The following is a 25,171-nucleotide window of genomic DNA, read 5'->3' on the forward strand; positions in this document are numbered from 1 at the left end:
ATTCGCCCGTTAGTGGCAAAGGCTTCCATTGCGGTGCTTGCCCAAGCTCTCCTTGAGTTCGTGAGCCTCCAGCAGCGATATTGACAAAACCCGTTCCAACATCTTGAGTTGCATGGCTCGGGCGTCGACGATGCAAAATTGCAGACGCTCAATGATCTTCTCGAGTGAAGCTTCGGTCACGGCTCAAACCCTCAAAAAGTCAGCGATGGATCCCACGCAGATGTCGCCTGAGCGCGCAGCTCTGGAACTGGACGAGACGACGGTGCTCGGCCATCGTCTCCTGAAATCGTTCCACAAGCTGCGTCTGAAGCGGCATCGCAAGCAACTCATCGCGATGGCTGAATGGCTGGTGGAAGAGGAAGAAAAATATCCGGCAGAGCCTGACGACTGAGGTCATCGAGACCTTGCCACGTCAGCGTCGGCCGGTTGAGGCCGATCTGCTGGCACAGCGATTTCCAAGTTGCTTCATCGCAATCGACAAGCACCGCCAGCACCGACATCCCGTCGATCATGCGCGGTAGCCCCAGCGGGCGAGCCTTCCAGCCGCAGCGCTCGAAGCGCGGCAGCCACCAGCTCTCCAGCACGATGGAGAAACCGCTCAGGCCGATCGAAATGCCGTATTCCATGATCGCGGTGAGCAGCAGCATGTCGATCCGTGGTCCAGCATGTTCGCCGCGCCGCTCCGGAATGACGAAGATGCGCGACAGTTCGTAGATGTCGGGGCGGTGGATGGGCCCGCGAATGTTGAGATACGGGAATATCTCGCTCATCAAGGTCGGCAGCAAAGTCGGTACCGCTCGCATCGCGCCGATCAGTTGTCCCTGATCGAGGCAGAACAAGTAGACCGAATCCTCGGTGTCGAACTGGTCTATTTCTCGCCCATCCGGCCGGTCCAACGCCATCCATTTGCGCTGCTTGACGTAGATGTCATGGCGCAGCCGGAAGTACGGGTCGAAGTAGGACTCGTAGAGGTGTCTGTTATCCTTTCGAACGACGTGGATCTCAGGCATCGCAGCTCCCGCTTGAATAGTTTATCAAGCTTGAGCATGCCCAAGTGATCGAGATCTTCTACTGGTAGAAACGCCAGCACATCACCTCTTCATTGACACAATTAGAGGATGATCTCTCCGTTAACGAGCGCCGTCGCGACGGTCGCGGTCTTGTTGTTGGTCATCAGCTTGCGCTGCGCCTCTTCGAGATGCCAGCGCACGTTGCGTTCGGAGAGGCCGAGTATTCGTGCCGTCTCCCAAGCAGTCTTGCCTCGGGCCGCCCAGCGGAGGACCTCGGCCTCGATCTCGGACAGTCGCCGGCCCGGTTTGGCGACCGATGGACGCGCCAACGCGCGCAAGCGGCCGTAAGTGAAGATGCTAATCAGATGCACCGCACTCTTGCTCTCGGCGTCGAGATGCGGTTGCTCGCCGGCCAGGCTGATCGCCCCGACGGCATCGTCGTAATGAATCGGGATGCAGAAGCCCTGGTGAAGGCCGAAGTCCCGCGCCCGCATCATCACCTCATGTGCCGAACGATCTCGCTCGCAATCATACGGCGCTTCCGACCACAGGAAGGGGTTCAGGGTCGCCAGACAGTGGCGCGGGATCGGATCGGCGATATGGAGGTTTTGGCGCGTGTAGAACTCGAACCATCCCTCCGGCCAACCATTGGCCAGCGTCAGTTGATCGAGCGATTGGCTCGAGGTCGGTATGCCGGCGATGATGTAGGCATAGAACCCGATCTCGCCGATGAGTCTTTCGAACTGGGAGATGACGCTTGCGCTCGTCGTCGACTTCTCGAGGGCGTCGACAAAGTCGAGCGCGCGGCGTCCCCAATATGCATCAGTCCCGTCCATGCTGCAGATCTCCGCCCACGGTCAAGCTAGCCGCCGACGGATGGCTGTCAATGATAAACTACAGCTAAGCTACACATGCTGTTAGCAACCGGTGCGGGATGCGGCGTATCTAACTAAAATGCGCGCCGCCGACCGCCCAATCTGCTCGTCTTTGTATACTGCTCAACTTGTATGCCTGTTCAAAATCTCGGCGGGCGTTTCTCTGCAAAGGCCTTGATCCCTTCCCGGATCTCCGCGCCAGACATGCTATCGCGGTGCCGCTGTGCGGCGGCCTCCTGGTCAAGGCAGCCACGGGCGAATTCGTTGATCGCGCGCTTCATGCCAGCCATCGCGACCGGTGCATTGCCGGCAAGCTGGCTGGCGAGCCGGTCGACTGCAGCATCGAGCGTCTCGGCCGGCACCATGGTCGTGAGATAGCCGATGCGCAGCATCTCCTGGGCATCGATCTTCTCCGCCGTGAGGAACAAACGCTTCGCATTGTCGGCTCCCAGCCGCGAGACGTAACGCCTGATCCCGCTCGGATAGTAGTGCAGCCCGAGCCGCGCGGCCGGCATGAACATTTCAGCCGTATCGATCCCGATCCGGAAATCGCAGGCGAGGGCGAGATCGGTCGAGCCGCCATAGACGCCGCCATTGAGTCGGCAGATGGTGGGAAGCGCCAGGTCTTCGAGCCGGTTGACCACGACCTCGAAATTGGCGCCGGGGTTGTCCTGCTCGGTGCTCTCGGCACGCTGGGCGATCGAGCCGAGGTCATAGCCCGCGCTGAACGCACGGCCGGTGCCGGTCAGCACCAGCACCCTGATGGCCGCGTCGGCTTCGATGCGATCGAATAGCGCAAGCAGCGCCTCGAGGTCCTCGCGTTGCAGCCGGTTCAGGTGCCGCGGCCGGTTGAGGCGGATGGTCGCGCGGGCGCCCTCGATGGACAGCAGCGGCGGGGTGCTCGTCTCTGCGGCGGCCTGGTCGGCCTGTGCATTCGTCATGTCGTATTCTCCAATGCGCGCCGTTTGGCCTCGGCGTCGATGCTCTGAACAAGATCGGGATGGCGGGCCATCAGCAGCCGGAAATCGACGAGGTCGAGCATCAGGAGCTTGGACAGCTTGGTCGTCGAGATGTTGGCCGACCGCAGATTGTTGCCGAGCAACGCCATCTCGCCGAAAAAGGCGCCTTCACCGAGCCGTACCTTTTTACCGGGCAGGTCGACTTCCACCTCGCCGGTGGCGATGAAGTACATGCAGTCGCCCGGTTGACCCTTGCGGATCACCATGGTCCGCGCCGGCAGGTCGATCGTGCGTAACATGTGAGTCACGTCAGCGATCGCGGAGGGGCCGAGCGTCGCAAAGAACGGAACCTTGCCGACGGATTCCCAGGTCTTGAGGAAGTTGTCCCGCTTGGTCTCGGCGGCAAAGCCGGTGGCGAGAATACCGGTCCATAGTCCGAACACGCCGAGACCCGAGATCATCACCATGGCTGCGATCACCCGTCCGAGCGGCGTGACCGGTACGACGTCGCCATAGCCCGTGGTGGTGAGGGTGGCCACCGCCCACCACAAGCTTTGCGGCACGCTGCCGAAGGTGGCCGGCTGTGCCTCGTGCTCCAGCATGTATTCGGCGACGGAGCCCAGAAACAGGACCAGGAGGAACAGGGCGAGGACGCTCAGCAGGGGTCTCGCTTCCACTACCAGCACCCTGCGCAGCTGCTGCAATCCCGGAATAGCTGGGATGATCTTCATCATCCAAACCATGGCCAAGACCCAGGCGGACCGCTGGTCGACGCCGAACAGGAGCGTGACCGGCACGGCCAAGGCCGAGGCGCTGTCAAGCACGCCAGGCTCGGAGCAGAGATAGGCGAGCGCGTAGCGGGACTGCAGCGCCGCGTGAACTCTCACCCCCCATTCGAAGACAAAGAAGGCGAGGCAAGCCCAGAGCACGCCGCAGATGGAACGCGGCGCGGCGTCATATACCGCATCCACCGTGAGCAGGACCATGGCGGCAACGCCGATGACGACCGCCGCATAGCTCGCCCTCGTCGCCTGACGACCGGCCGTGGCGGCCATGAACGCCGCCAAAGCGGGAAAATGCAACGGTTTGGACATCGAAAATGGGGGCCTGTCGCGATGAAAATCCCGCCTGGGGTGTTTACGGATAATGGCAGGCCAAGGTGCCTGTCAGGGTAAGCCGCGTCAACGACGCGCCCTATGTCCGCTATCGGGCGCCCTGCGGAGCGGAATTTCACCGCAAACCGCCGGAAGCCGGTTAAAACGTCGCTTTTTCGCCGTATATCACGAGTCCTGGCTGACATATTGAGATGGGGGCGGAAACGCTGGTACGGCTCCGCCTCCGCCGTGGATCCAGAAAGTCTGGTTGATCCGAATGGATACCTCACACCTCGTACAGCACGCAGGCGCCGCCGGCAGCCTGTTTGCGTCGATCTTCGTGGTTGCGACGCTCTCGATGCGGACGATGATCCCGCTACGGGTCTTTGCGATCCTGACCAATGTCGTTTTGATCGCGACCGCTATTCCGACCCACAACTATGCGGTCTTGGCGCTTCACGGCGTGCTGCTGCCGTTGAACAGCTACCGCCTGCATCAGATGCTGCAGCTGGTTCGTGACGTGAAGCGGTCGGTCAACAGCGATCTGTCGATGGAATGGCTCAAGCCGTTCATGACCGAGCGGAAATGCACCGCCGGCGAAGTGTTGTTCTACAAGGACGAGAAGGCGGACAGCATGTATTACATCGTCAGTGGCCGCTTTCGCCTGGTCGAATCCGGCATCGTGCTGCCGGTTGGCGCCATCGTCGGCGAGTTCGGCATGATCTCGCCCTCCAACACGCGGACACAGACGCTGGAATGCGACGAGGACGGCTTGATCCTCTCGGTCAGCTATGACCAGGTCGAGCAGCTCTATGTGCAGAACCCCGCCTTCGCCTTCTATTTCCTGCGGCTCGCGAGCGCGCGATTGTTCCAGAACATCGAAACCCTGGAGCGACGCTTGGCCCAGCAGACCGCCGCGGCCGCTGTGACCGTGAAGTCGGCCTGATCGGGAGGCTGGTGCGGCTGTGACGAGCATTCTCTCCTCACTGCGTTACCTGCTTGCCGATGTTCTCGGCGATGACGATGCGCCCGTACCATTCCTGCCCGAGAATCTGCCCGAGGCTGCGGCGGCCATCGTCGCGGAAGGCGTTCATCTGCTGATCGACTATCAGGGGCCGAGCTATGCCCAGCTCTATGTCGATCGCGTCAAGCGCTTCATCGGTCGGCCGCATGTCGATGCGGCTCTGCTGTGCGAGATCGCGCGCCTGCTCGCGCTGCGGATGGCCTATGAGGATTTGATCCGGATCGCGCAGCTCAAGCTGACGGCAATGGAAACGGGCCATGCGGCCCGAGCTCACGCCGCCGCAGAGGTGCGGCGGTTTCGACTCGACGAATTGGTCGGCGTGCTGCCGAAGTTCGCCGCGGATTCGCTGATGAGCACGTTCGAGAAGATCGGCTGGTTGCGCCGGAGGCGCGTATCGGTCCGCTTTTCGACCGCCTCCAAACGGGCAGTCGGCCGGTTGAAGCTTTTCGCCGGGCTCAAGCGGTGGCGACTGCAGTCGGTGCGATACGCCGAGGAGCGGATTTGGGTCGAGCGCTGGCTCCACATGATTGCCCGCTGCTTGGATAAGCAGCCAGCCTCGGCCGCCGCGGTCGTTGAAACTGCGACCATGATCCAGGGGCAGGGCGACGCCTACTGGCAGGGCCTCGCCGATTGGCACGCAATCGTCGGAGGGCTGGCCAAGCCGACCTTCGATGGCGGGTTGCCGCTTGCCGATCTCGCCGAGGCGATCGCGGAAGCGCGGGCGGCGGCGATGCCCGATCCCCGTCAGGCCTCGCTCAAGCGCACCATCGCCCAGATCCGGGCGCGGACTCTCGCAGACCATCCCGGCGCTAAGGCCGCCGAATGAAGCTGCGACGAGGTCGCAGTCCGGGGCTGGCGTATTCCGGCAGTATCCAATTTCGCAATCCTCCAGATGGCGAGACCAATTTTCTAGAGAGCGAGCACGCGGACCGTCTTCTGACCGCGCGATGCACAAATTTACCCTATGGACGGGCCGGTGCAGCGAGGTCGGCTGCTGAGTTCCCTTTTTCGTGCAAATTTGCATCAGAGATGTCATAAATGCAGCACACGCGTCGAACTGGCCGGCCTTCGAACCGATGCCGCTGAACGCCTCCCGTTCCCGGTGCGTCCAAGGTGAGTCGTAGCGAGAGCGTCAGCTTTGTCTTTTCCCTCTTTGTCGTCGTCGGTTCCGCTCGGTGCGCTGCTCGGCTGGATGCTGCTGCTCACCTTCAAGCACATCATCGGCGATTTCGTCCTGCAGAACGCCTGGATGGCCCACGGCAAGGATCAGAGAAAGGGCTGGGCTCTGCCGCTCCTGGTGCACTGCCTGATCCACCTTGCCGTCGCACTGGCTCTCATCCTGATCGTTGCGCCAAGATTCTGGTTCGTCGCCTTCGTCGACTTCGTCATCCACATCACCATCGATCGCGCCAAGGGCATCTGTTCGTCCCATTTCGGTATGACGCTGGAGCATCCCTGGTTTTGGACCCTGATCGGGGTCGATCAGGCGTTGCATCACCTGACCGGGTTCGGACTGTCGATTTTCATGGCTGCGAACGGCTGATCCGGCTCATAAACGGGTCGCCGCGCAGCGATCGACGCTGTGTCAATGGTCTCCGTACAACTACTGGCCATCGTGGTTAATCCTTCGTTAGCGATTCCCATGCAATCTGCGCATGAGGGGATCGACCGATGTTTCCAAACCGCGACGCGTTTGACGAGTCCTGCCCGGTCGGCGAGGAACTGCTGGGCGAGATGTATCGCGCCAATGAGAACGGCCTGCCGGCACTGGTCGACAGCGTGTCAGGTGACGTAAGGGCGATGCTGGCGCTGTTCTGCTACCGGCGAAGCCATCTGCATTCGCTGGCCCTCGCGATCGCCGCAAGCTGCAGCGAGCGCGACCTGCTGCAATGTGGCGGAAGGGTCGGCGGCGTGCTCTACGCCCAATCGCGCGACAGCAAGGGTTTGCGCGCGGGCGCCGCCTCGGGCGGTCGCAAGCCGATCTCGCTCTCGACCAAGCCTCTCTCGGTCCTCGCTCCCCTGGATGACGATCTCGACGATGATCTGGCGCCGGCCGCAGGCTGATCGGCCAGCCCACGTCACGTGAGCCCTTCCTGCGCAAGACCTCGGTGAACGGTTCCGGCTGGGCGAGCCGGTGCGTGATCAGAGCTTCGACAGGCCGTATTTTCGGCGCGCCATGTTGCATTCGGGATCGCCGGGCATGCAGGTGCGGCACACCTCCGGCCGCAACGCATAGATGCCGCAGGCGGTGGCTTCGCCGATCGTCCCCTGCAGCGCCGCGCAGCGATTGCCGTCACAGCGCATGCCCGACAGCCGCGCGTTGACGAACGCCGCCGGAATCAGATCCAGCGCAGCATCCTCCTCGATCGTGAAGCGCGGCCAGTTCTCCGAATAGGCGCAGCAGGCGCCGCAGGCCTGGCACGGGCTCGCCGTGGAAGCTTGCAGGTCAGACATCCTTTGGTGCCTCCCAGACCAGGCTGCGCCGCCATTTCGCGCGCAACGCCTCGCGTCTTTCAGGGTATCTCTGGTCGAGATAATCCGCCTCGACCACCCGGTCGGTCCGGAAGCTGCGGAAGTCGCGCCGCAACTCGCACCAGGCGGCGAGAATGCGCACCGCCTCGTGATAGCCGATCGCGATCGGCCAGATCGTGCGCTCGCTGTGGCGGCCCTGCTCGTCACAATAGCGCAGCGCGATCTTCTTGCCCTCGTGAATCTGGGTGCGCGTGCGCGCCATGTCGATGCGGTCGGGCTCGCGGGCCCAGGGTGGCCGCGCGCGGCTTGCGGGTTCCAGCACGAACGGCCGCAGCCGCTCCGGCACGGTGTCCGCGATCTTGGCCATCAGGTCCTCGGCGGCGCGCGCCAGCACCGGGTCGGCATGTCCGATCACCCATTGTGCACCGAGCACGGCCGCCTCGATCTCGTCCGGCGTCAGCATCAAGGGCGGCAGGTCGAAACCCTTCTCAAGAATATAGCCCATCCCCGCTTCGCCGCGGATCGGCACACGCTGGCCGATCAGGGTTGCGATGTCGCGATAGATGGTGCGTTTCGATGTCTCCAGTTCGGCCGCGATCGCGTCCGCGGTCAGCGGGTTTCGCGATCGTCGCAGCACTTGAATGATCTGAAACAGCCGGTCGGCGCGTCTCATGGCTCGTCCTGCGAAGGCTCCCTGATGCTGACAGCATGTTGGCAGCAGCTGGGTTTTATACCGAGCTCATGCTGCAATTGAAGGGGTGATATCGATGATGATGGCTTATGGCCTGGGACTTTGGACGGCGCTACAGCCGCTGCTGACACCATGGTGGCAGCAGGGTCTCGATAGCGTTCGGCGGCTGTTGAAGAAATCGGGAGCGCTTCGATGATCACGCTGTTTGGCTTGGGCGCAGGCTTCAGCCTGCCGGAGATCAGCCCCTTCGTCACCAAGACGGAGGTGCAGTTGAAGATGGCGGGCCTCGCCTATCGCAAGCAGCGGGCGATGCCGCCGTCCTCGCCGAAGGGACAGTTGCCGTTCATCGAGGACGACGGCGAACTGATCGCGGATTCGACCTTCATCCGCGCCCATCTCGAGCGCAAATACGCGATCGACTTCGATGACGGCTACGATACGGCGGCCCGTGCGCAGGCCTGGGCGTTCGAGCGCATGCTCGAGCACCATATCTATTTCGGGCTGGTCGGCGCGCGCTGGGTCGATCCGGTGAACTTCGCCAAGGGGCCGTCGCATTTCTTCGACGGCGCGCCCGACGACAGGCGCGAGCGGCTGCGCGAGGACGCGCAGTTCCGGGTTGCCGAGAACTACCTGATCTCGGGGCTCGGCCGCCATGCGCCCGGCGATGATGTCGAGCTCGCCGCGCGCTCGGTGCGTGCGCTGTCGGTTCAACTCGGCGACAAGCCCTATCTGCTGGGCGACAGGCCGTGCGGCACCGATGCAACCGCATTTGCAATGCTGGCCGGCCTGCTGACGCCGTACTTCGAATCGGAGCTGCGCCGGCGCACCGAAGGCTTCGCCAACCTCGCAGCCTATGTCGAGCGGATGATGGCGCAGTACTATCCGGAGTTTGCGTGGCGCACGGCGGCGGAAGCGGCCTGATCAAAACGTCGTCGCCGGCTGGCCCTTCAATCGGGTCAGCTCGGCCTCGAGCTCTGCGATACGGGCGTCGCGAGCGGCCAGTGCTGCCGCGACATCGGCCGCGTCGAATTTTTGTGGAATGTGCTGCGGGCAATTGGTGTCCCATGCCGATATCGTGAACAGGATCGCCTGTTCCGACCGCGCCTTGTAGCCCTGTGGCATGAGGCTGCGGACCAGCGCCGGATCGTCCTCGATCGCGCGCGCCTCGCCCCAGATCTTCACGCGCCTTCGGTGCGCGTAGTCCATGATGAAGATGTGCGCCTTGGGGTTTTCCGACAGGTTGCCCTGCGTGATGTATTGCCGGTTGCCGCTGTAGTCGGCAAAGCCGAGCGTGCGCGCATCGAGCACCTTGAGGAAGCCCTTCGGCCCGCCGCGATGCTGAATAGAGGGCTGGCCGTCCGCCGAGGCGGTCGAAAGATAGAAGCTCGTGGTTTGGGCGAGGAACGCGGCCAGATCGGGATCGATCGCGGTGCGCCAGCCGCGGCCCTGCTCGACATGCGCATAGGTCTCGCGCGAGCCCTTTCGCGTCTGGATCGCCTTCACCGCCGGTGAGAAGGCCACGTCACTCGGATAGATCAGGGTATCCGTCATTGGAGTTGCTCCTTGACCGGACCGGTCGTCCGGCCCGCCTCCCTTCGGAAAATGGTCGGCGCAGTCCTCTGAAACAATCCATCCGCTTGACACTTCATCGTTGCCGGATATGCAATAATCCGCATGGACCGGATCGACGCCATGCAGGCCTTCGTCACCGTGGCCGAGCTTCAGGGCTTTGCGCCGGCGGCGCGAAAACTCCGGCTGTCGCCGTCGGCGGTGACACGGCTGGTGGCAGCGCTCGAAAAGCATCTCGGCGCGCGGCTGATGCAGCGGACCACGCGCTCGGTGGCGCTGACCGATGCCGGCCGCCGCTACCTGGAACGCGCCCGGCGCATTCTTGCCGATATCGAAGAGGCGGAGCTTGCGGCCGAAGGCGAGCGCCAGAAGCCGAGCGGGCGGCTGGTGGTCTCAGCCCCGGTCGGTTTCGGCCGGCTTCACGTCGGCCCGGTGATGAGCGCTTATCTCAAGCGCTATCGCGAGGTCGCGGGTGAGTTGCGGCTGGAGGATCGCGTCGTCAACCTGGTCGAGGACGGCGTCGACCTTGCGGTCCGCATCGGCCAGCTGCCGGATTCCTCGCTGGTCGCCCGCCACGTGGGAGAGATGCGCCGGATCGTCGTCGGCTCGCCCGCCTATCTGAAAGCGCGCGGCGAGCCGCGGTCGCCGGAGGCGCTGGCTGAACACCAGACGATCCAGTTCGGGCCTGCGTCGGATTGGCGCTTCGTGAAAGATGGTCACCAGTTGCGCGTGCCGACCGTGCCGCGCTTCGTCACCAACAATGCCGACGTGGCGGTCCAATATGCGGAAGCCGGCGGTGGGTTGACGCGCGTGCTGGCCTATCAGGCGGCAGATGCGATCCGGCGCGGCCGGCTTCGAATCGTGCTGGCGAAGTTCGAACAGCCCAAGCTGCCGATCCACATCGTCTATCCGACCTCGCGGCTGTTGTCGGCGAAAGTGCGCGCCTTCATCGATCTCGTCACCGAAACCTGCGACTGGCGCTTCGGCTGAACCTCTCACACCCTCTTCGGCACCACGCGGAAGCTGCCGTTCGCGCGCGCGATTATGGTCTCATCCGCCTTGATCAGGCTCTGCGCGAAGCAGATGGTGTGGCCGGTCTTGATCACGTCGCTCTCCACCGCCAGCCATTGCCCGGTCTGCGCGCTGCCGACATAGTCGACCGCAAGATTGATCGTGACCAGCGACACCTCCCATCCGAGCGCCTGGGCGCAGCTATAGCCCATCGCATTATCGGCGAGCGACGCGATCAGCCCGCCATGAATCAGGCCGCGCGCGTTGGTGTGCGGTGTGGCAAGCCTGAGTCCCAGGATGACGGCCTTCTCCGTCTTGCGCGCGTAGAGCGGCTCCCAAGGATCGGTGAACGGGCTCTTGCGGAAATGCGGCTCGAATCCCGGCGGGATCGCCTCGAAACTCATATGCGTCTTCCCCGGCTCTGTCGGTTGCCCGCATTGAACGCCAGCTGTGCGCGGTTTGCACCGCCTACAAAGTTTTAAACGGCTTTTGCGTCACGCCGTCTTCCGCTTGATACTTTGGGTTGTCCGCCGCCAACGGTGCGTTCAGAGCGCGCGGTTGCGCCTGCAACTTTCTTCGCATTCCCTGCATCTGGCGATGCTATAGCTTGGCCTCGCCGGGCAGTCGCGCGCGATGCCGCGGCGCTTGCAATGATGTTTATATCATATAACAATGAACCAAAGGGCCCTCGAAGGCCCGTCATGAGGAGACGATCTCGATGAGGAAGGCGCTTCTGGCGTTGTGGCTTGCTGCCGCCGTGACGCCCGCGTTCGGGCAGGAAAAGACGTTCGACCTGAAGATTTCGCACTGGGTTCCGGCCTCCCATCCGCTGCAGAAATCGTTGGAAGACTGGGCTGCGGCGGTCGAAAAGGCCTCCGGCGGCACCATCAAGTCCAAGGTGTTTCCGGCCCAACAGCTCGGCAAGGCCTTCGACCATTATGACATGGCGCGCGACGGCATCGCCGACGTCACTTACGTCAATCCCGGCTATCAGCCTGGCCGTTTCCCGATCGTCGGCGCCGGCGAACTGCCGTTCCTGGTCTCGGACGCCAAGGGCGGCTCCGAAGGGCTGGATGCGTGGTACCGCAAATATGCCGAGAAGGAGATGAAGGACGTCAAATACTGTCTCGCCTTCGTCCATACCCCGTCGTCGCTGCACACAAGGACCAAGAAGGTCTTGGTGCCCGAGGACATCAAGGGCATGAAGATCCGCCCGGCGGACGCGACGATCGCGAACTTCGTCACCCAGCTCGGCGGGACCAATGTGCAGTCCTCGGCGCCCGAGGTGCGCGACATCATCGAGCGAGGCGTCGCCGATGGCGTCTTCTTCCCCGCAGGCTCGCTGGTGCTGTTCGGCGTCGACAAGGTCACCAAGTATCACATCGACGCGCCGATGTACGTCACGACCTTCGTGTTTGTCATGAACAAGGACAAATACAACCAGATGTCGGACCGCCAGAAGAAGGCGATCGACGACAACTGCACCACCGAGATGGCCGGCAAGGTCGGCGAGCACTGGGGACAGTTCGAGGACGCCGGCGTCGACAAGATCAAGGCCGAGTCCGGTCAGGAGGTCTACAAGCTGACGCCCGAGCAGACCGCGCTGTGGAAGAAGGCCTCCGAGCCGCTGTTCAAGACCTGGGCCGACGGCGTCAAGAAGACCGGCGTCGATGCCGATGCCGCCATGGCCGAGCTGAAGGCCTCGCTCGCCAAGTACAACGCGCTGGCGCAATAGCACCCGCGTTGATCCCACATCATTCGTCCTTCGAGATGCCCGCCTTTGGCGGGCTCCTCGGGACGAGGGCTGAATTCCGGGCGAAATCAAAGTTCCTCGTGGTGAGGAGCGCCGCTCGCGGCGCGTCTCGAACCATGAGGCCCGAGACGATCGAACCTCCCGCATCCGCCTTTCCTCTTTCGAGCTGCGGCGGACGGGAGCGGAAAGACAGGGGCCATCCGCTTGCTACGCAACAGCTCGCGAACGAACTTCTAAGGACGGTGCATGCCTGACGCACGGATAGAGATGTCATGAATCGCGCTGTGATGGACCGGATCATCGACGGGATCGAGTGGATCGCCGCGTTCTTCGTCGGCATCGTCGCGCTCGACATCTTCCTGTCGGTGCTGCTGCGCAACACCTTGAACTACTCGATCCCGGACTCGTTCGATATCGGGCGCATGCTGCTCGGCATCCTCATCTTCTGGGGCATTGCTGCGACCTCGTATCGCGGCACGCACATCACGGTGGATCTGGTCTGGGGCAATGTCGGGCCGCGCTATCAGCGCTGGATCGACATCTTTGCGACCCTCGTGCTGCTGTTCGTGGTGACGGTGCAGACCTATACGCTGTTCGACAAGGTGCGCGGCACCTATCAGGACAACGTGCTGACCTTCGACCTGCACATGCCGACCTGGCCGTTCTTCGCGATCGCCTGGATCGGCGACGTCTCGGCGGTGCTGCTGATCGCGATCAGGACCTATCGGCTGATCTTCCATCCCGAGGACATCCATGACCCCAAGGTCAAGGTGACGGAGTAAGTCTTGATGAGCACGGATGCGGTCGCCCTCATCGGCTTCGTATCGCTGTTTGCGCTGATGCTGTTGCGCGTGCCGGTGGGCATGGCGATGGGGCTCGTCGGCGTCTCCGGCTTCGGTTATCTCGTTTCAGGTCCCGCCGCGCTCAAGCTGGTCGGCCAGACCTCGATGCGCACGGTGACGGATTACACCTTCGGCGTAATCCCGATGTTCCTGCTGATGGGGACCTTCGTCTCCAATTCCGGCATGAGCCGCGAGCTGTTCCGCGCCGCCAACGGCTTCGTCGGCCATATGCGCGGCGGGCTCGGCATCGCCACCGTGGCCGCCTGCGGCGGCTTTGCCGCGATCTGCGGCTCGTCGGTCGCGACCGCCGCCACCTTCTCCGCGGTCGCCTATCCGGAAATGCGCCGCTTCGGCTATCCGCAATCCTTCGCCACCGGCGTGATCGCGGCCGGCGGCACCTTGGGCGCGATGCTGCCGCCGTCGACGGTGCTGGCGGTCTACGGCATCATTACCGAGCAGGACATCGGCAAGCTGTTCATCGCCGGCATCATTCCGGGCCTGCTCGCGATGAGCATGTATATGATCACGATCGCGGTGATCGGTCGCGTCATGCCCGGCTTTCTGCCCAAGGGCGAGTCGCTGCCCTGGCGCAAGCGCTTCCAGGGTTTGCGCGACATCTGGGCGCCGGTGCTGTTGTTCCTGTTCGTCATCGGCGGCCTCTATGGCCTGCCGTTCCTGCCGCGCTTCACGCCGACCGAAGCCGGCGGCGTCGGCGCCACCGGCGCGTTCATCATCGGCGTCGTCACCGGGAGGCTCGACAAGGACAAGATCCTGGCCTCGCTGCTGCAGGCGACCCGCACCGCGGCCGCCGTGTTCACGGTGCTGATCGGCGCGTTGATCTTCGGCTATTTCCTCACGGTGACGCAGACGCCGCAGAAGGTGACGGAGTTCCTCACCGGCTTAGGGCTCGGGCCGTACGGCGTGCTGGCACTGATCATGGTGATGTATCTCGTGCTCGGCTGCCTGATGGATGCTATGGCGATGATCATCCTGACCGTACCGATCATCTTCCCGGTGATCCAGCATCTCGGCTTCGATCCGATCTGGTTCGGCGTCATCATCGTGATGACGGTCGAGCTCGGCCTGATCCATCCGCCGGTCGGCATGAACGTGTTCGTGATCAAGAGCGTGGTGAAGGACGTGTCGTTCTCCACGATCTTCAAGGGTGTGCTGCCTTTCGTCGTCACCGACCTGATCCGGCTGGTGATCCTGATCGCCTTTCCGCTGCTCGCCACCTGGTTGCCGCAACAGATGATGGCCCGCTGATGACTCCCGTGCTGCAGACGAAATACGTCTTCACCATCACCGCGCGGATCGGCCAAGTCACCTCCGCCGGCGAGATCGGCACTGGCGTCAGGCGGATCATCCCGATCACGGGCGGCGAGGTGAAGGGCCCGGGTCTGGATGGCGCAGGCATTTGGGGCAACGTCTGCGCCTTCGGCGCCGACTTCCAGATCATCCGCCCCAACGAGCTGATCGAGCTCGAGGCGAAATACGCCTTCGAGACCGAGGAGGGTGCGATCGTCTACGTCGAGAACCGCGGCATCCGCTTCGGGTCGGTCGAGCTGCTGCAGAAGCTCAAGCGCGGCGAGCCGGTCGATCCCGCGCTGATCTATTTCCGCACCACGCCACGCTTCGAGACCGGCCACGAGAAATATCGCTGGCTGATGCAGCACCTCTTCGTCGCCTCGGCCGCCCGCCACGCCGACCGCGTGGTGGTCGATGTGCACGTGGTGTTATGAAGGCGAAGCCTGCCTCCGTCATTGCGACGCGGTCACGCGCCGAAATCTCATCCGCTAGGCCCGACCAAGCGGACCCAGGAGAGCTGTCGCCAATTCGCTCGTAGTGAACAACCGAACCTTGACCTAAATCAACGGTCCATCGCGGACGGTGCCCACAATAGCGCCATGCCTCCTCATGGCCATCAATGTCCGCTCATTTCGATAGCCCCTTCGTCGTCTTCGCGATTGCGCTGATTGCACAAGCCGTCGCCGCCTACGCCGGCGACTTCCTTCGCAAGCGCGCCGTTTCCTTCAAGCAAGGCGAGCGTCACGATTTCAACACCGTGCAGGCTGCTACGCTGACGCTGCTGGCTCTCATCATTGGATTTACGTTCTCGATGGCGGTCAACAGGTACGATCAGCGCAAGGCGTTGGAGGAGGCGGAAGCAAATGCCATCGGCACCGAATATCTGCGCGCCGATCTGTTGCCCCCGGACGGCCGTGTGCGCGCGCGCACCATGTTGAGAAGATATCTCGAGCTGCGCATTGCCTTCTACGAGCAGAGCGATGAAGCCGGCATCGACCAGCAGACCGTGCAGGTGCAGGACCAACTTTGGGCTCTGGTCGCGCTGGCAGCAGCGAGCCAGCCGACACCGACGACGGCGCTGGCGATTTCCGGCATGAACGACGTCCTCAACGCGCAGGGATATACGCAGGCGGCCTGGTGGAATCGAATACCCGTCGGGGCATGGGCAATGATGGCGCTCATGGCAATCTGCTGCAACTTGCTGGTGGGCTACGGCGAACGCCGACAAGGGGAGCTCCTCCTGTTTGTCTTGCCAGTCGTGGTCTCCGTTTCGCTGTTCCTCATCGCAGATATCGACAGCCCAAGCGGCGGCGTCATTCGCGTGCGTCCTCATAATCTTCTAGCGATCGCGCAAATCGTCAAGGCGAACTAGCCGCGGCACGAGGCAATCCGGGATGCATGTGGTGCTGTAGGCGCAAGGCCGCGGCTACGCCGCCGTCATCGCGGGACGCGCTCACGCGCTGAATCTCTCCGCTGCGTCCGACCAAGCTTACCTCATGAGAGCTGTCGCTACTTCGCTAAAGGCCACAAACGAACGTCGGCAGAGCCGTGCCTAGAGGTCAGCCAGGTGCCATAGCCGGAAGTAATCGACTCAATTCTCTTGGCCGCTAAAACGTCGATTGATCTCCATCAACGTTCTGGCCGCCAAATATCACGATATTTGCAATCCACTGGGAGCACCATGGGAAGGAGATACGACGTGAAACAAGCCCTAGCGATATTGGCTGCAATCGCGTTCATGGCCGCGAATGTATCATCTGCGTTCAGTCAGGCGGCCCCGGCCACTAAGACGGACACGAAAAGCGGAAAGAAGAGCTCCAACGCCGGCACAACGGCCCCGACCGGTTCCAGCCAAACGAAGAAGTAAAGACGGCGGTGCTCCTGATCGGCGTTCGGGATCAACCTATCGGGAAGACAAATTGAGCTTTGGTAGATGTAGTCCGTAGTCCGTAGGGTGGGCAAAGCGAAGCGTGCCCACCGCCACGCAGCGCGCTCGATCGGTGGTGGGCACGGCGCGTTCGCGCCTTTGCCCACCCTACGGACTATTTCCAGCCATATGCGATAGCCCTGCCCGCAACGGGGAGGGGAGCTAACCGTGATCGCGGGAAGGGTCGAGCCGTTCCCGAAGATATGCTCTTTGGCCTCCGCAGGAGAAGACGAAATTGCAGTCGCCAACTGCGTGGTGGTCGATGTGCAAGTGGTGTTGTAGACGCAAGGGCGCAGGCACGCTCCCGTTACCCCGGGACGCCCTCACGCGGCGGAAACTTCGTCCGCAATGCCCGACTCAGCAGATCTCACGAGGGTTGTCGCTCATTCGCTATTGAGCCATGAGCGGACCATGGCCGCCCTGTGTCTCATTGCGCTTGGGGGCCGTCTGGTTATTGATCCATCGCAACAAGGAGTCGTCAGAGGTTTACTAACTAATCTCCATCGCGAGGCGATGCACGCCCCCCTCACATCAGCGCGCCGGCCTTAGGATGGATTTTGATGCTCCGCTTGCGCACGCTCGACGCTCCAACACCGTTTCTCTTTTTCACCGGCAAGGGCGGTGTCGGCAAGACCTCGCTGGCGTGTGCTACTGCCATCGGTCTCGCCGATCGTGGTTTGCGTATCCTCCTGGTCAGCACCGATCCTGCATCGAACCTCGACGAGATCCTGGAGATCAGCCTAACCGATAGCCCGCTGTCGGTGCCGCACGTGGCTGGGCTCTTCGCGATGAACATTGACCCGGAGGCAGCAGCCGAGAGCTATCGAACCCGCGTGCTCGAGCAACTCGGGCCAGCGGCTACTCTTGAGGAGAAATCGACTGTTCGCGAGCAACTTTCCGGCGCTTGCACCACTGAGATCGCCGCCTTCGATGAGTTCGTAGGACTGCTGGATGGCGATATGACGGGCTTCGACCATATCGTTTTCGATACGGCCCCGACCGGACACACGTTGCGGCTTCTTAGCCTGCCAAAGGCATGGACCGGCTTTCTGAAAGACAATGATCGAGGGGCATCCTGCCTCGGCCCACATTCAGGGTTGAAGATGCAGGAGGATCGCTTTCGCCAGGCACTTCAGGCACTGGGCGATCCCAAGCGGACGACCATCGTCCTCGTCACCCGGGCCGATCGCGGGGCGATACGCGAGGCGGCCAGAACTTCGGGCGAGCTCGATGCGCTCAATCTCTCGAACCAGACACTCGCCGTCAACGGGCGCTTTCGTGCCACGGACCGAACCGATGCCGTGGCAGTTGCCCTTGAGCGGGATCAGGACGAGGCTCTCGCCGCGATGCCAGCGTCGCTGACGAAACTACCGCGCGACGAAATCCCATTGTTTGGCTTTGATATCGTGGGTCTGACGGCCCTTAGGGCGGTGTTGTCGGCATCCAGTGCATCGCCTCCGATGACGGCCAGCGCGCCGGATGCCGAGCCGGTTGACCTGCCAGGTCTCGACCGGTTGGTCGATGAGATCTCCCGGGGCAAGCATGGCCTCATCATGGTCATGGGCAAGGGAGGCGTCGGAAAGACGACGATTGCCGCTGCCATCGCCGTGGGGCTCGCCAAGCGCGGGCATGCCGTCCACCTCAGCACGACCGATCCTGCAGCCCACGTCACTTTCGTCGTCGAGGGAGTGATGCCGGGCCTCACCGTGGATCGGATTGATCCTCGCGTTGAGACGGAACGCTATGTCGCGAAAATATTGGCGAGCCGTGGCCGCGACCTAGACGAACAGGGCAGGGCGCTGCTTCTTGAGGACCTGGCTTCGCCATGCACTGAGGAAGTCGCAGTGTTCCATGCCTTCTCCCACATTGTCGCGGAGGCACGAAGCGCGTTTGTGGTGCTCGATACGGCTCCGACAGGCCACACCCTGCTCTTGCTCGATGCGACCGGTGCTTATCATCGCCAGATGACAAGCCAACTGGACCCAAGCGGACCGGGGCGTATCGTTACGCCGCTGATGAGGCTGCAAGATCCTGCCCTCACCCGGGTGGTCCTGGTGACCTTGCCCGAGACAACTCCAGTTTCAGAGGCTGCTGCTCTTCAGGAGGACTTGCGGCGCGCCGGCGTCGAGCCGTTCGGTTGGGTCATCAACAAATGCCTCGTAGGTTCGGGAACTCACGATCCCTTGCTGCGGATGCGGCTCGCGAGAGAGAGGATACAGATTGCTCGTGTTCAGAATGGACTGGCAAAACGAGCATTCATGATCGGCTGGCGAAGCAAGCCTCCTATCGGTGTGAAGGAGCTTGAGGCGTTGTCATGATCGACTCCGATTCCCTCAATGGCCGGCACAAGCTCGCGATGGCGATGAGGAAGCTCCGGCGCGAATGGGCAAGGCGCCATATGCGGTTGCCCTGCGACTGAAGGGGCGAGGCTGCGCGCCAATGGGCCCGTACCGTGGCCTGGATTGCTTCGCTTCGCTCGCAATGACGGGACCTGGCTCCCGCCTGTCGGGCGAATCACCTCGCCAATTTTGTGGGAAGTCATTGCCGGCGACGCCGTTGAGAAGCGAGAAATTGCCTGCGCGGAAAAGCTCATTTTGTAAGCGCTCTCAACGCATGGCGATGCGCGCCGTCCAATCGACGTAATTTTCAACTTTCGTTTTTCCAGAAATCGTGCATCATGCCTTTCATCCCGCCTCGACGAGAGGGGCGTTGCGCGCGATCGTCACGACACGCGGGGCGGGGAGCGATGGCCGCGATGATGCCGCAGCGCGTGTTTGGCGCGCCGACGAACGGCAGCTTGCGGACGTGAAGTCGTAGCCCGTAGGGCGGATTAGCGGAGCGTAATCCGCCGCTTCGGATTCAGTTGGCAGCATGCGTGATGTCCTGACTACTAAAGGCCACAAACGGACGTCGGCAGAGCCGCGCCTGGAGGTCAGCCAGGTGCCATAGCCGGAAGTAATCGACTCAATTCTCTTGGCCGCTAAAACGTCGATTGATCTCCATCAACGTTCTGGCCGCCAAATATCACGATATTTGCAATCCACTGGGAGCACCATGGGAAGGAGATACGACGTGAAACAAGCCCTAGCGATATTGGCTGCAATCGCGTTCATGGCCGCGAATGTATCATCTGCGTTCAGTCAGGCGGCCCCGGCCACTAAGACGGACACGAAAAGCGGAAAGAAGAGCTCCAACGCCGGCACAACGGCCCCGACCGGTTCCAGCCAAACGAAGAAGTAAAGACGGCGGTGCTCCTGATCGGCGTTCGGGATCAACCTATCGGGAAGACAAATTGAGCTTTGGTAGATGTAGTCCGTAGTCCGTAGGGTGGGCAAAGCGAAGCGTGCCCACCGCCACGCAGCGCGCTCGATCGGTGGTGGGCACGGCGCGTTCGCGCCTTTGCCCACCCTACGGACTACAGATTCTTTCTCAGGTCGGAGAGTAGATGTTCAAGCGCGCCTGTGGCGATATAGGCCGTTCCGCGGTCACACTTGACGTGTTCTCTTACGGTCTTAGCAGGATGGATAAGATTGCGATAATTGCGAGCAAGGGTCAGTGCATCCTTTGTGGAACTGAAAATCAGTCCAATTTTGGCGGCCACTTCGGTGTACGAAAAAAGGTCCCACGTACTATCCGTCAGGTTTGAAGCATTGGGTCGTTTCGAGGGCCATGTGATGGCACCGACAGCGGTGGCTATAGCGCCCGGCTTCTTGGTTTCGGTGGTTTGTAGTCCATAGAGAAGCAAGGCTTCACAGCAGCTGCCGGCAATGATGGTGGCTCCTTTCCATTCGCCGGACTGAAGGTCTGTCGCGACTGCCGAAATATCCAAGCCTATCATTTCTTGAAGGCTCGCATCTGTTATGAATGACAGATCATGAACGATCGATGGAGCCGCGTCTTTGAGAGTTGCAATCAACCGCCATGCATTGTTGAGTGCGCCGCCAACAGGTCTCAGGCCCTCAGGATTGCTGGTTCGTCGAAACTGATCCATGCCAATACGTATTGTGCCGATCGCAGCAATTAGGATTGCAGAATCATCCGGCGATAGACGGATTAGCTCATCTGGAAGCTGGTCGTATAGGTCAAGAAAACCTGCCACGGCGCCGATATAGGAATGGACGGTCGCATGGCTCAGATTCTCGGGCGTTTTAAAGGTTGTGGCAAGGTATCCTGTGATCTGGGAAGGGAATGCTCTGGGCATGATACGTGCTCACTGACGGCGAATAGAAGAGCAGATAATCTAGGCTGCCGGCTTGAATTGGCATAGACATAAGCCCCTAACGTGCAAAGGGCCGCGAGCGATGAGCGTTTGCCGTTATCACCTGTCGCAAATGGCGCTGGAATCACAAATGATTGCCGATTGACCTGCGCGGATCTTACATCAGTGTTGTTCCCGCCTGTCGGGCAAATCACTTGCGGCTATTGCGCGGTCGCTTAGCGCGAAGCTTCGTCGGGTGTGATAAACTCCTCGCCCCGAAAAACTCATTTCGCGAGCCGTTTCAAGGAGGCGCCGCGCGGGATCGATACCACGAAATTTTTCACTTTCGTTTTTCCAGAAATCGTGCATCATGTCCGCATCCCGCCTCGACGAGAGGGGCGTTGCGCGCGATCGTCACGACACGCGGGGCGGGGAGCGGTGGCCGCGAGAGGTCGCAGCATGTCCTTTATGGAGATGCGGACGAACGATGCTCTTGCGGACGTGAAGTCGTAGCGTCCTGACACCCCGACGCTGGTGTCCCGCGCAACGCGCGTCAGCGCGTTGTCGCGAATGGTGGCCAGAAAGCCCGGTGCACCAGGGAGACTACGTATAAGCGTTAAAACCATCGCGCAGGGAAGGCCGGGTTGACTCGGCTGAGCCTGTGGTACCTGCCGCCTGCATTTTTTTTCTGCAGGCGGGCCGCGGGCGCCAGCCGGCGCCCGGCCTTCCCTGCGCCCTCTCGATTCTCGAAGGGGCATGTCGTTTCGCAGGACTCGGGCGCGATCCGCCGCGGGAACGCGGCGTCATATCTTTGCCGCAGCGCACAACATCATGGCGCGATGCGCGTGTTGACTCCCGGCAAAATCGTTATAAAACATAACTATTCTGAATAGGACACAATAGAGCCGATGGGAAACGCCGACACCGCATCAGCGCAGGACTCCGCGCTGCTCCAGATCGAACAGCGGGGCGCCGTCCTCACCGTCGGCCTCAACCGGCCGTCCAAGCGCAACGCGCTCAACGACGCCATCATCCAGGACATCGGCGACTGCTTTGCCGGCCTGCCGGATGATGTCAGAGCCGTCGTCATCCATGGCATCGGCGACAACTTCTCCTCCGGCCTCGATCTCTCCGAGCTGCGCGAGCGCGACGCCACCGAAGGCCTCGTGCATTCGCAGACCTGGCACCGCGTCTTCGACCGCATCCAGTATTGCCGCGTGCCGGTCATCGCGGCGCTGAAGGGCGCTGTCATCGGCGGCGGCCTCGAGCTCGCCTGTGCCGCGCATATCCGCGTCGCGGAGCCGTCGGCCTATTTCGCGCTGCCGGAAGGCCAGCGCGGCATCTTCGTCGGCGGCGGCGGCTCGGTGCGATTGCCGCGGCTGATCGGGGTCGCGCGCATGATGGACATGATGCTGACCGGCCGGGTCTATTCCGCGACCGAAGGCTCGGCCTATGGTTTCGCGCAATATCTGGTCGACGCCGGCACCGGCCTTGCCAAGGCGATGGAGCTCGCCGAGAAGATCGCGAGCAACGCGCCGCTGACCAATTTCGCCGTGCTGCAGGCCTTGCCCCTGATCGCGGAAACAAATCCGCAGACCGGCCTGTTGATGGAGTCGCTGATGGCCACCGTCGCGCAAAGCGACAAGGAGGCCAAGCGCCGCATCCGCGCCTTTCTCGATCACAAGACCGCAAAGGTGAAACCGACGTGACATGAACGCGCCAATCATAACAAGCACACAGGGAGGAATGAACGAGACGCCGGCGCATAAGCCGGATGCCCATCCCTTGCGCGCGATCTCGTTCAACGACCCCGCGGTGAATATCGAGCGCCGCGCCGACGGCACCCTCTATCTCCGGCCCAAGCGGGCGCTTGCGGACTATCCGCGGCGCATCACCGATCGGCTGCATCATTTCGCCGAGACCGCGCCGGACCGCGTGTTCATGGCCGAGCGCGTTGGGCCTACGGGCTGGCGCGAGCTGACCTACGCCACGCTGCTGACCGCGAGCCGGCACCTTGCCTCGGCACTGCTGGCACGCGGTCTGTCGCCGGATCGTCCCGTCATGATCCTGTCCGGCAACTCGATCGACCATGTGCTGGTCGCGTTCGGGGCGCTTTATGCCGGCGTTCCATTCTGCCCGGTGTCGCCGGCCTATTCACTGGTATCGCGTGACTACGGCAAGCTTGCCTACCTGATGAAGCTGCTGACGCCCGGTCTCGTCTTCGCCGATGACGCCGGCAAATTCGCCGATGCGCTCATCGCCAACGTGCCTGACGGCACCGAGATCGCGGCCTCGTTCGGCGCGGTCCCGGGCCGCGCGGTGACGATGCTGGCGGATCTGATCGCGACGCCGCTTCATTCGGGGCTCGCTGCCGCCCACGACAGCATCGGCCCGGACACGATCGCAAAATTCCTGCTGACCTCCGGCTCGACCGGCAATCCCAAGGCGGTCATCAATACGCAGCGGATGATCTGCGCCAACCAGGTGATGATCCGCGAGACCCTGGCGTTCCTGAAGGACGAGCCGCCGGTCATCGTCGACTGGCTGCCCTGGAATCACACCTTCGGTGGCAATCACAATATCGGGCTGACGCTGTACAACGGGGGCTCGATGTATCTCGACCAGGGCAAGCCCGTGCCTGGAGGCATCGAGGAGACGGTGCGGAATCTGCGCGAGATCTCCCCGACGGTCTATTTCAACGTCCCCAAGGGCTATGAGTCGCTGCTGCCCTATCTGCGCGACGACGCAGCTTTGCGGAAGAAATTCTTCGGCCGCTTGCACGCGATGTTCTTCTCGGGTGCGGCGATGGCGCCGCATGTCTGGAACGAGCTCGACGAACTCTCGGTCGCCGAGACCGGCACGCGGGTGCCGATGCTGACCGGCCTCGGCTCGACCGAGACCGCGCCGTTCTTCATGTCGGTCAATCCGCGCACCAGCCGCTCCGGCCATGTCGGCCTGCCGGTGTCGGGCAACGAGGCCAAGCTCGTGCCCAACAACGGCAAGCTCGAGGTGCGCGCCAAGGGGCCGAATGTGACGCCGGGTTACTGGCGCCAGCCGGACGTCTCAGCGGCAGCCTTCGACGAGGAAGGCTTCTACAAGATGGGCGATGCGCTCAAGCCCGCCAACCCGGAAGATCTCGACGCCGGCTTCGATTTCGACGGCCGCATCGCCGAAGATTTCAAGCTCGCCAGCGGCACCTGGGTCTCGGTCGGTCCGCTGCGCGCCCGCTTCATCGCGGCCTGTGCGCCGCTGGCGCGCGACGTCATCATCGCCGGCATCAACCGCGATGAGATCGCAGCCATCGTCGTGCTCGATCTCGACGGCTGCCGGCTGATCAACGCGACCTTGCCGCTCGACGATCTCGCCGCAACGGCCGCCGATCCGCTGATCCGCGCGGCGTTCCGCGAGCGCTTCACGAAATTCCTGACGACGGCGACCGGCTCGTCCAACCGGATCACCCGCGCGGTGCTGCTTGGAACGCCGCTCCTGATCGACAAGGGCGAAGTCACCGACAAGGGCTCGATCAACCAGCGCGCCGTGCTGGAGAATCGGAAAGAGCTGATCGAGCATATCTACGCGGCCACGCCGTCCGACGACATCATCGTCGCCGGCTGAGCAGCGCATCAAAGGGAGACCAATCATGTTGTTGAAGGATCAGGCTGCGATCGTCACGGGGGGCGCCTCCGGACTTGGCGCTGCGACCGCCCGCAAGCTTGCCGCACAGGGCGCCAAGGTCGCCGTGTTCGACCTCAACGCCAAGCTGGCCGAAGAGGTCGCCGCGGAAATCAAGGGCACGGCCGTCGTTTGCGACGTCTCCGATGCCGCAGCGGCGGAAGCCGGCATCGCGCAGGCGGCCAAGGCGCACGGCCCGGCGCGGGTGCTGGTGAACTGCGCCGGTATCGGCGTTGCCAAGCGTGTGATCGGCCGCGACGGCCCGATGCCGCTTTCCGATTTCGACAAGGTGATCAAGGTCAATTTGATCGGCTCGTTCAACATGCTGCGGCTTGCAACCGCTGAGATGTCGAAGCTCGAGCCGCAGGCCACCGGCGAACGCGGCGTCGTCGTCAATACGGCCTCGGTTGCGGCCTATGACGGCCAGATCGGCCAAGCGGCGTATTCGGCGTCGAAGGGCGGCATCGTCGCGATGACCCTGCCGATCGCACGCGAGCTCGCGCAGTTCGGCATCCGCGTGATGACCATCGCGCCCGGCCTGTTCCTCACGCCGCTGCTCGCCAACCTGCCGCAGGAGGCACAGGACTCGCTCGCCGCCGCGATCCCGTTCCCGCGCCGGCTCGGCAACGCCGACGAGTTTGCCGCCCTCGCGCTGCACATGGTCGAGAACCCCTATCTCAACGGCGAGGTGGTGCGGCTCGATGCCGCGCTGCGCATGGCCCCGCGGTGAAGTCGCGGCACCAACTGACAATGGACCGTCATTCCG

At 62.5% G+C, this 25,171-nt stretch carries 26 protein-coding genes; 16 read left to right on the forward strand and 10 right to left on the reverse strand.

Going from position 1 to position 25,171, the window contains the following annotated elements:
* Positions 1-151: 151 nt before the first annotated feature.
* On the forward strand, positions 152-391 hold the full coding sequence (locus tag QXZ85_RS24565; RefSeq protein WP_315702864.1) for a hypothetical protein: 240 nt from the start codon (positions 152-154) through the stop codon (positions 389-391).
* On the opposite strand, the gene QXZ85_RS24570 is transcribed toward QXZ85_RS24565, so the two are convergent.
* From QXZ85_RS24570 to QXZ85_RS24585, 4 genes are all read right to left on the reverse strand, one after another.
* Positions 327-1,010 carry an acyl-homoserine-lactone synthase gene (locus QXZ85_RS24570; RefSeq protein WP_315702865.1) on the reverse strand — a complete coding sequence of 228 codons (684 nt, stop codon included), beginning with the start codon at positions 1,008-1,010 and terminating at the stop codon, positions 327-329. The genes QXZ85_RS24565 and QXZ85_RS24570 overlap by 65 nt on opposite strands.
* 101 nt (positions 1,011-1,111) lie before the next feature.
* Positions 1,112-1,846: a LuxR family transcriptional regulator gene (locus tag QXZ85_RS24575; RefSeq protein WP_315702866.1), complete on the reverse strand. Its 735-nt coding sequence runs from the start codon at positions 1,844-1,846 to the stop codon at positions 1,112-1,114.
* Positions 1,847-2,025: 179 nt separating this feature from the next.
* The gene (locus tag QXZ85_RS24580) at positions 2,026-2,826 is read right to left on the reverse strand and encodes an enoyl-CoA hydratase/isomerase family protein (protein WP_315702867.1); all 801 of its coding nucleotides are present in this window, start codon (positions 2,824-2,826) and stop codon (positions 2,026-2,028) included.
* Positions 2,823-3,938, reverse strand: a complete 1,116-nt coding sequence (locus QXZ85_RS24585) for a cyclic nucleotide-gated ion channel (protein WP_316175014.1) — start codon at positions 3,936-3,938, stop codon at positions 2,823-2,825. The genes QXZ85_RS24580 and QXZ85_RS24585 overlap by 4 nt, the downstream gene beginning before the upstream one ends.
* Positions 3,939-4,215: 277 nt before the next feature.
* Between QXZ85_RS24585 and QXZ85_RS24590 the strand changes: the two genes are divergently transcribed.
* The 4 genes from QXZ85_RS24590 (at position 4,216) to QXZ85_RS24605 (ending at position 7,026) form a co-directional block, all read left to right on the forward strand.
* The gene (locus QXZ85_RS24590) at positions 4,216-4,884 is read left to right on the forward strand and encodes a cyclic nucleotide-binding domain-containing protein (RefSeq protein WP_315702869.1); all 669 of its coding nucleotides are present in this window, start codon (positions 4,216-4,218) and stop codon (positions 4,882-4,884) included.
* Between the two features lie 19 nt (positions 4,885-4,903).
* The gene (locus QXZ85_RS24595) at positions 4,904-5,788 is read left to right on the forward strand and encodes a DUF6537 domain-containing protein (protein ID WP_315702870.1); all 885 of its coding nucleotides are present in this window, start codon (positions 4,904-4,906) and stop codon (positions 5,786-5,788) included.
* A gap of 366 nt (positions 5,789-6,154) precedes the next feature.
* A complete protein-coding gene (locus tag QXZ85_RS24600) occupies positions 6,155-6,505 on the forward strand; it encodes a DUF3307 domain-containing protein (protein ID WP_315703189.1) in 351 nt (116 codons plus the stop codon).
* Between the two features lie 128 nt (positions 6,506-6,633).
* On the forward strand, positions 6,634-7,026 hold the full coding sequence (locus QXZ85_RS24605; RefSeq protein WP_315702871.1) for a hypothetical protein: 393 nt from the start codon (positions 6,634-6,636) through the stop codon (positions 7,024-7,026).
* Positions 7,027-7,104: 78 nt separating this feature from the next.
* Here QXZ85_RS24605 and QXZ85_RS24610 read toward each other — a convergent pair whose 3' ends face one another.
* A complete protein-coding gene (locus tag QXZ85_RS24610) occupies positions 7,105-7,416 on the reverse strand; it encodes a YkgJ family cysteine cluster protein (RefSeq protein WP_315702872.1) in 312 nt (103 codons plus the stop codon).
* Positions 7,409-8,107, reverse strand: coding sequence for a YafY family protein (locus tag QXZ85_RS24615; protein ID WP_315702873.1), 699 nt, complete (start codon positions 8,105-8,107; stop codon positions 7,409-7,411). Before QXZ85_RS24615 ends, QXZ85_RS24610 begins: the two co-directional genes overlap by 8 nt.
* Before the next feature lie 210 nt (positions 8,108-8,317).
* On the opposite strand from QXZ85_RS24615, the gene QXZ85_RS24620 reads away from it, so the two are divergent.
* Positions 8,318-9,046, forward strand: coding sequence for a glutathione S-transferase family protein (locus tag QXZ85_RS24620; protein ID WP_315702874.1), 729 nt, complete (start codon positions 8,318-8,320; stop codon positions 9,044-9,046).
* Here the strand turns inward: QXZ85_RS24620 and QXZ85_RS24625 are convergent, their stop codons facing one another.
* Positions 9,047-9,676, reverse strand: coding sequence for a pyridoxamine 5'-phosphate oxidase family protein (locus tag QXZ85_RS24625; RefSeq protein ID WP_315768770.1), 630 nt, complete (start codon positions 9,674-9,676; stop codon positions 9,047-9,049).
* Between the two features lie 123 nt (positions 9,677-9,799).
* Here QXZ85_RS24625 and QXZ85_RS24630 point away from each other — a divergent pair, with 123 nt between their 5' ends.
* Positions 9,800-10,684, forward strand: a complete 885-nt coding sequence (locus QXZ85_RS24630) for a LysR family transcriptional regulator (protein WP_315702876.1) — start codon at positions 9,800-9,802, stop codon at positions 10,682-10,684.
* Positions 10,685-10,689: 5 nt separating this feature from the next.
* Here the strand turns inward: QXZ85_RS24630 and QXZ85_RS24635 are convergent, their stop codons facing one another.
* Positions 10,690-11,109: a PaaI family thioesterase gene (locus tag QXZ85_RS24635; protein ID WP_315745300.1), complete on the reverse strand. Its 420-nt coding sequence runs from the start codon at positions 11,107-11,109 to the stop codon at positions 10,690-10,692.
* Between the two features lie 314 nt (positions 11,110-11,423).
* On the opposite strand from QXZ85_RS24635, the gene QXZ85_RS24640 reads away from it, so the two are divergent.
* The 6 genes from QXZ85_RS24640 to arsA all read left to right on the forward strand — a co-directional run bounded on the left by QXZ85_RS24640 (position 11,424) and on the right by arsA (position 18,853).
* Complete coding sequence (locus QXZ85_RS24640; RefSeq protein ID WP_315768772.1) at positions 11,424-12,440, forward strand: TRAP transporter substrate-binding protein; 1,017 nt, start codon at positions 11,424-11,426, stop codon at positions 12,438-12,440.
* A 290-nt stretch (positions 12,441-12,730) separates the two neighbouring features.
* Positions 12,731-13,240 carry a TRAP transporter small permease gene (locus QXZ85_RS24645; protein ID WP_315702879.1) on the forward strand — a complete coding sequence of 170 codons (510 nt, stop codon included), beginning with the start codon at positions 12,731-12,733 and terminating at the stop codon, positions 13,238-13,240.
* 6 nt (positions 13,241-13,246) lie between these two features.
* Positions 13,247-14,566, forward strand: coding sequence for a TRAP transporter permease (locus tag QXZ85_RS24650; protein WP_315702880.1), 1,320 nt, complete (start codon positions 13,247-13,249; stop codon positions 14,564-14,566).
* Positions 14,566-15,042, forward strand: a complete 477-nt coding sequence (locus QXZ85_RS24655) for a DUF3237 domain-containing protein (protein WP_315745298.1) — start codon at positions 14,566-14,568, stop codon at positions 15,040-15,042. Before QXZ85_RS24650 ends, QXZ85_RS24655 begins: the two co-directional genes overlap by 1 nt.
* Positions 15,043-15,227: 185 nt before the next feature.
* Positions 15,228-15,980: a hypothetical protein gene (locus QXZ85_RS24660; RefSeq protein WP_315745296.1), complete on the forward strand. Its 753-nt coding sequence runs from the start codon at positions 15,228-15,230 to the stop codon at positions 15,978-15,980.
* 1,115 nt (positions 15,981-17,095) lie between these two features.
* Complete coding sequence (arsA, locus tag QXZ85_RS24665) at positions 17,096-18,853, forward strand: arsenical pump-driving ATPase (RefSeq protein WP_315745294.1); 1,758 nt, start codon at positions 17,096-17,098, stop codon at positions 18,851-18,853.
* A 1,097-nt stretch (positions 18,854-19,950) separates the two neighbouring features.
* On the opposite strand, the gene QXZ85_RS24670 is transcribed toward arsA, so the two are convergent.
* Together QXZ85_RS24670 and QXZ85_RS24675 are read right to left on the reverse strand one after the other, a co-directional pair.
* Positions 19,951-20,736: a hypothetical protein gene (locus QXZ85_RS24670; protein WP_315745425.1), complete on the reverse strand. Its 786-nt coding sequence runs from the start codon at positions 20,734-20,736 to the stop codon at positions 19,951-19,953.
* Positions 20,737-20,916: 180 nt separating this feature from the next.
* The gene (locus tag QXZ85_RS24675) at positions 20,917-21,105 is read right to left on the reverse strand and encodes a hypothetical protein (protein WP_315745424.1); all 189 of its coding nucleotides are present in this window, start codon (positions 21,103-21,105) and stop codon (positions 20,917-20,919) included.
* A 536-nt stretch (positions 21,106-21,641) separates the two neighbouring features.
* Here QXZ85_RS24675 and QXZ85_RS24680 point away from each other — a divergent pair.
* The 3 genes from QXZ85_RS24680 to QXZ85_RS24690 are packed head-to-tail and all read left to right on the forward strand — an operon-like array spanning position 21,642 to position 25,135.
* On the forward strand, positions 21,642-22,442 hold the full coding sequence (locus QXZ85_RS24680) for a crotonase/enoyl-CoA hydratase family protein (RefSeq protein ID WP_315702884.1): 801 nt from the start codon (positions 21,642-21,644) through the stop codon (positions 22,440-22,442).
* A 37-nt stretch (positions 22,443-22,479) separates the two neighbouring features.
* Complete coding sequence (locus QXZ85_RS24685) at positions 22,480-24,348, forward strand: feruloyl-CoA synthase (RefSeq protein WP_315745423.1); 1,869 nt, start codon at positions 22,480-22,482, stop codon at positions 24,346-24,348.
* 25 nt (positions 24,349-24,373) lie between these two features.
* Complete coding sequence (locus tag QXZ85_RS24690) at positions 24,374-25,135, forward strand: SDR family NAD(P)-dependent oxidoreductase (RefSeq protein ID WP_315702886.1); 762 nt, start codon at positions 24,374-24,376, stop codon at positions 25,133-25,135.
* Positions 25,136-25,171: the final 36 nt, after the last annotated feature.

Origin of the sequence: Bradyrhizobium sp. SZCCHNGR1005 (genome assembly GCF_032489995.1) — a bacterium.
Lineage (GTDB): Bacteria > Pseudomonadota > Alphaproteobacteria > Rhizobiales > Xanthobacteraceae > Bradyrhizobium.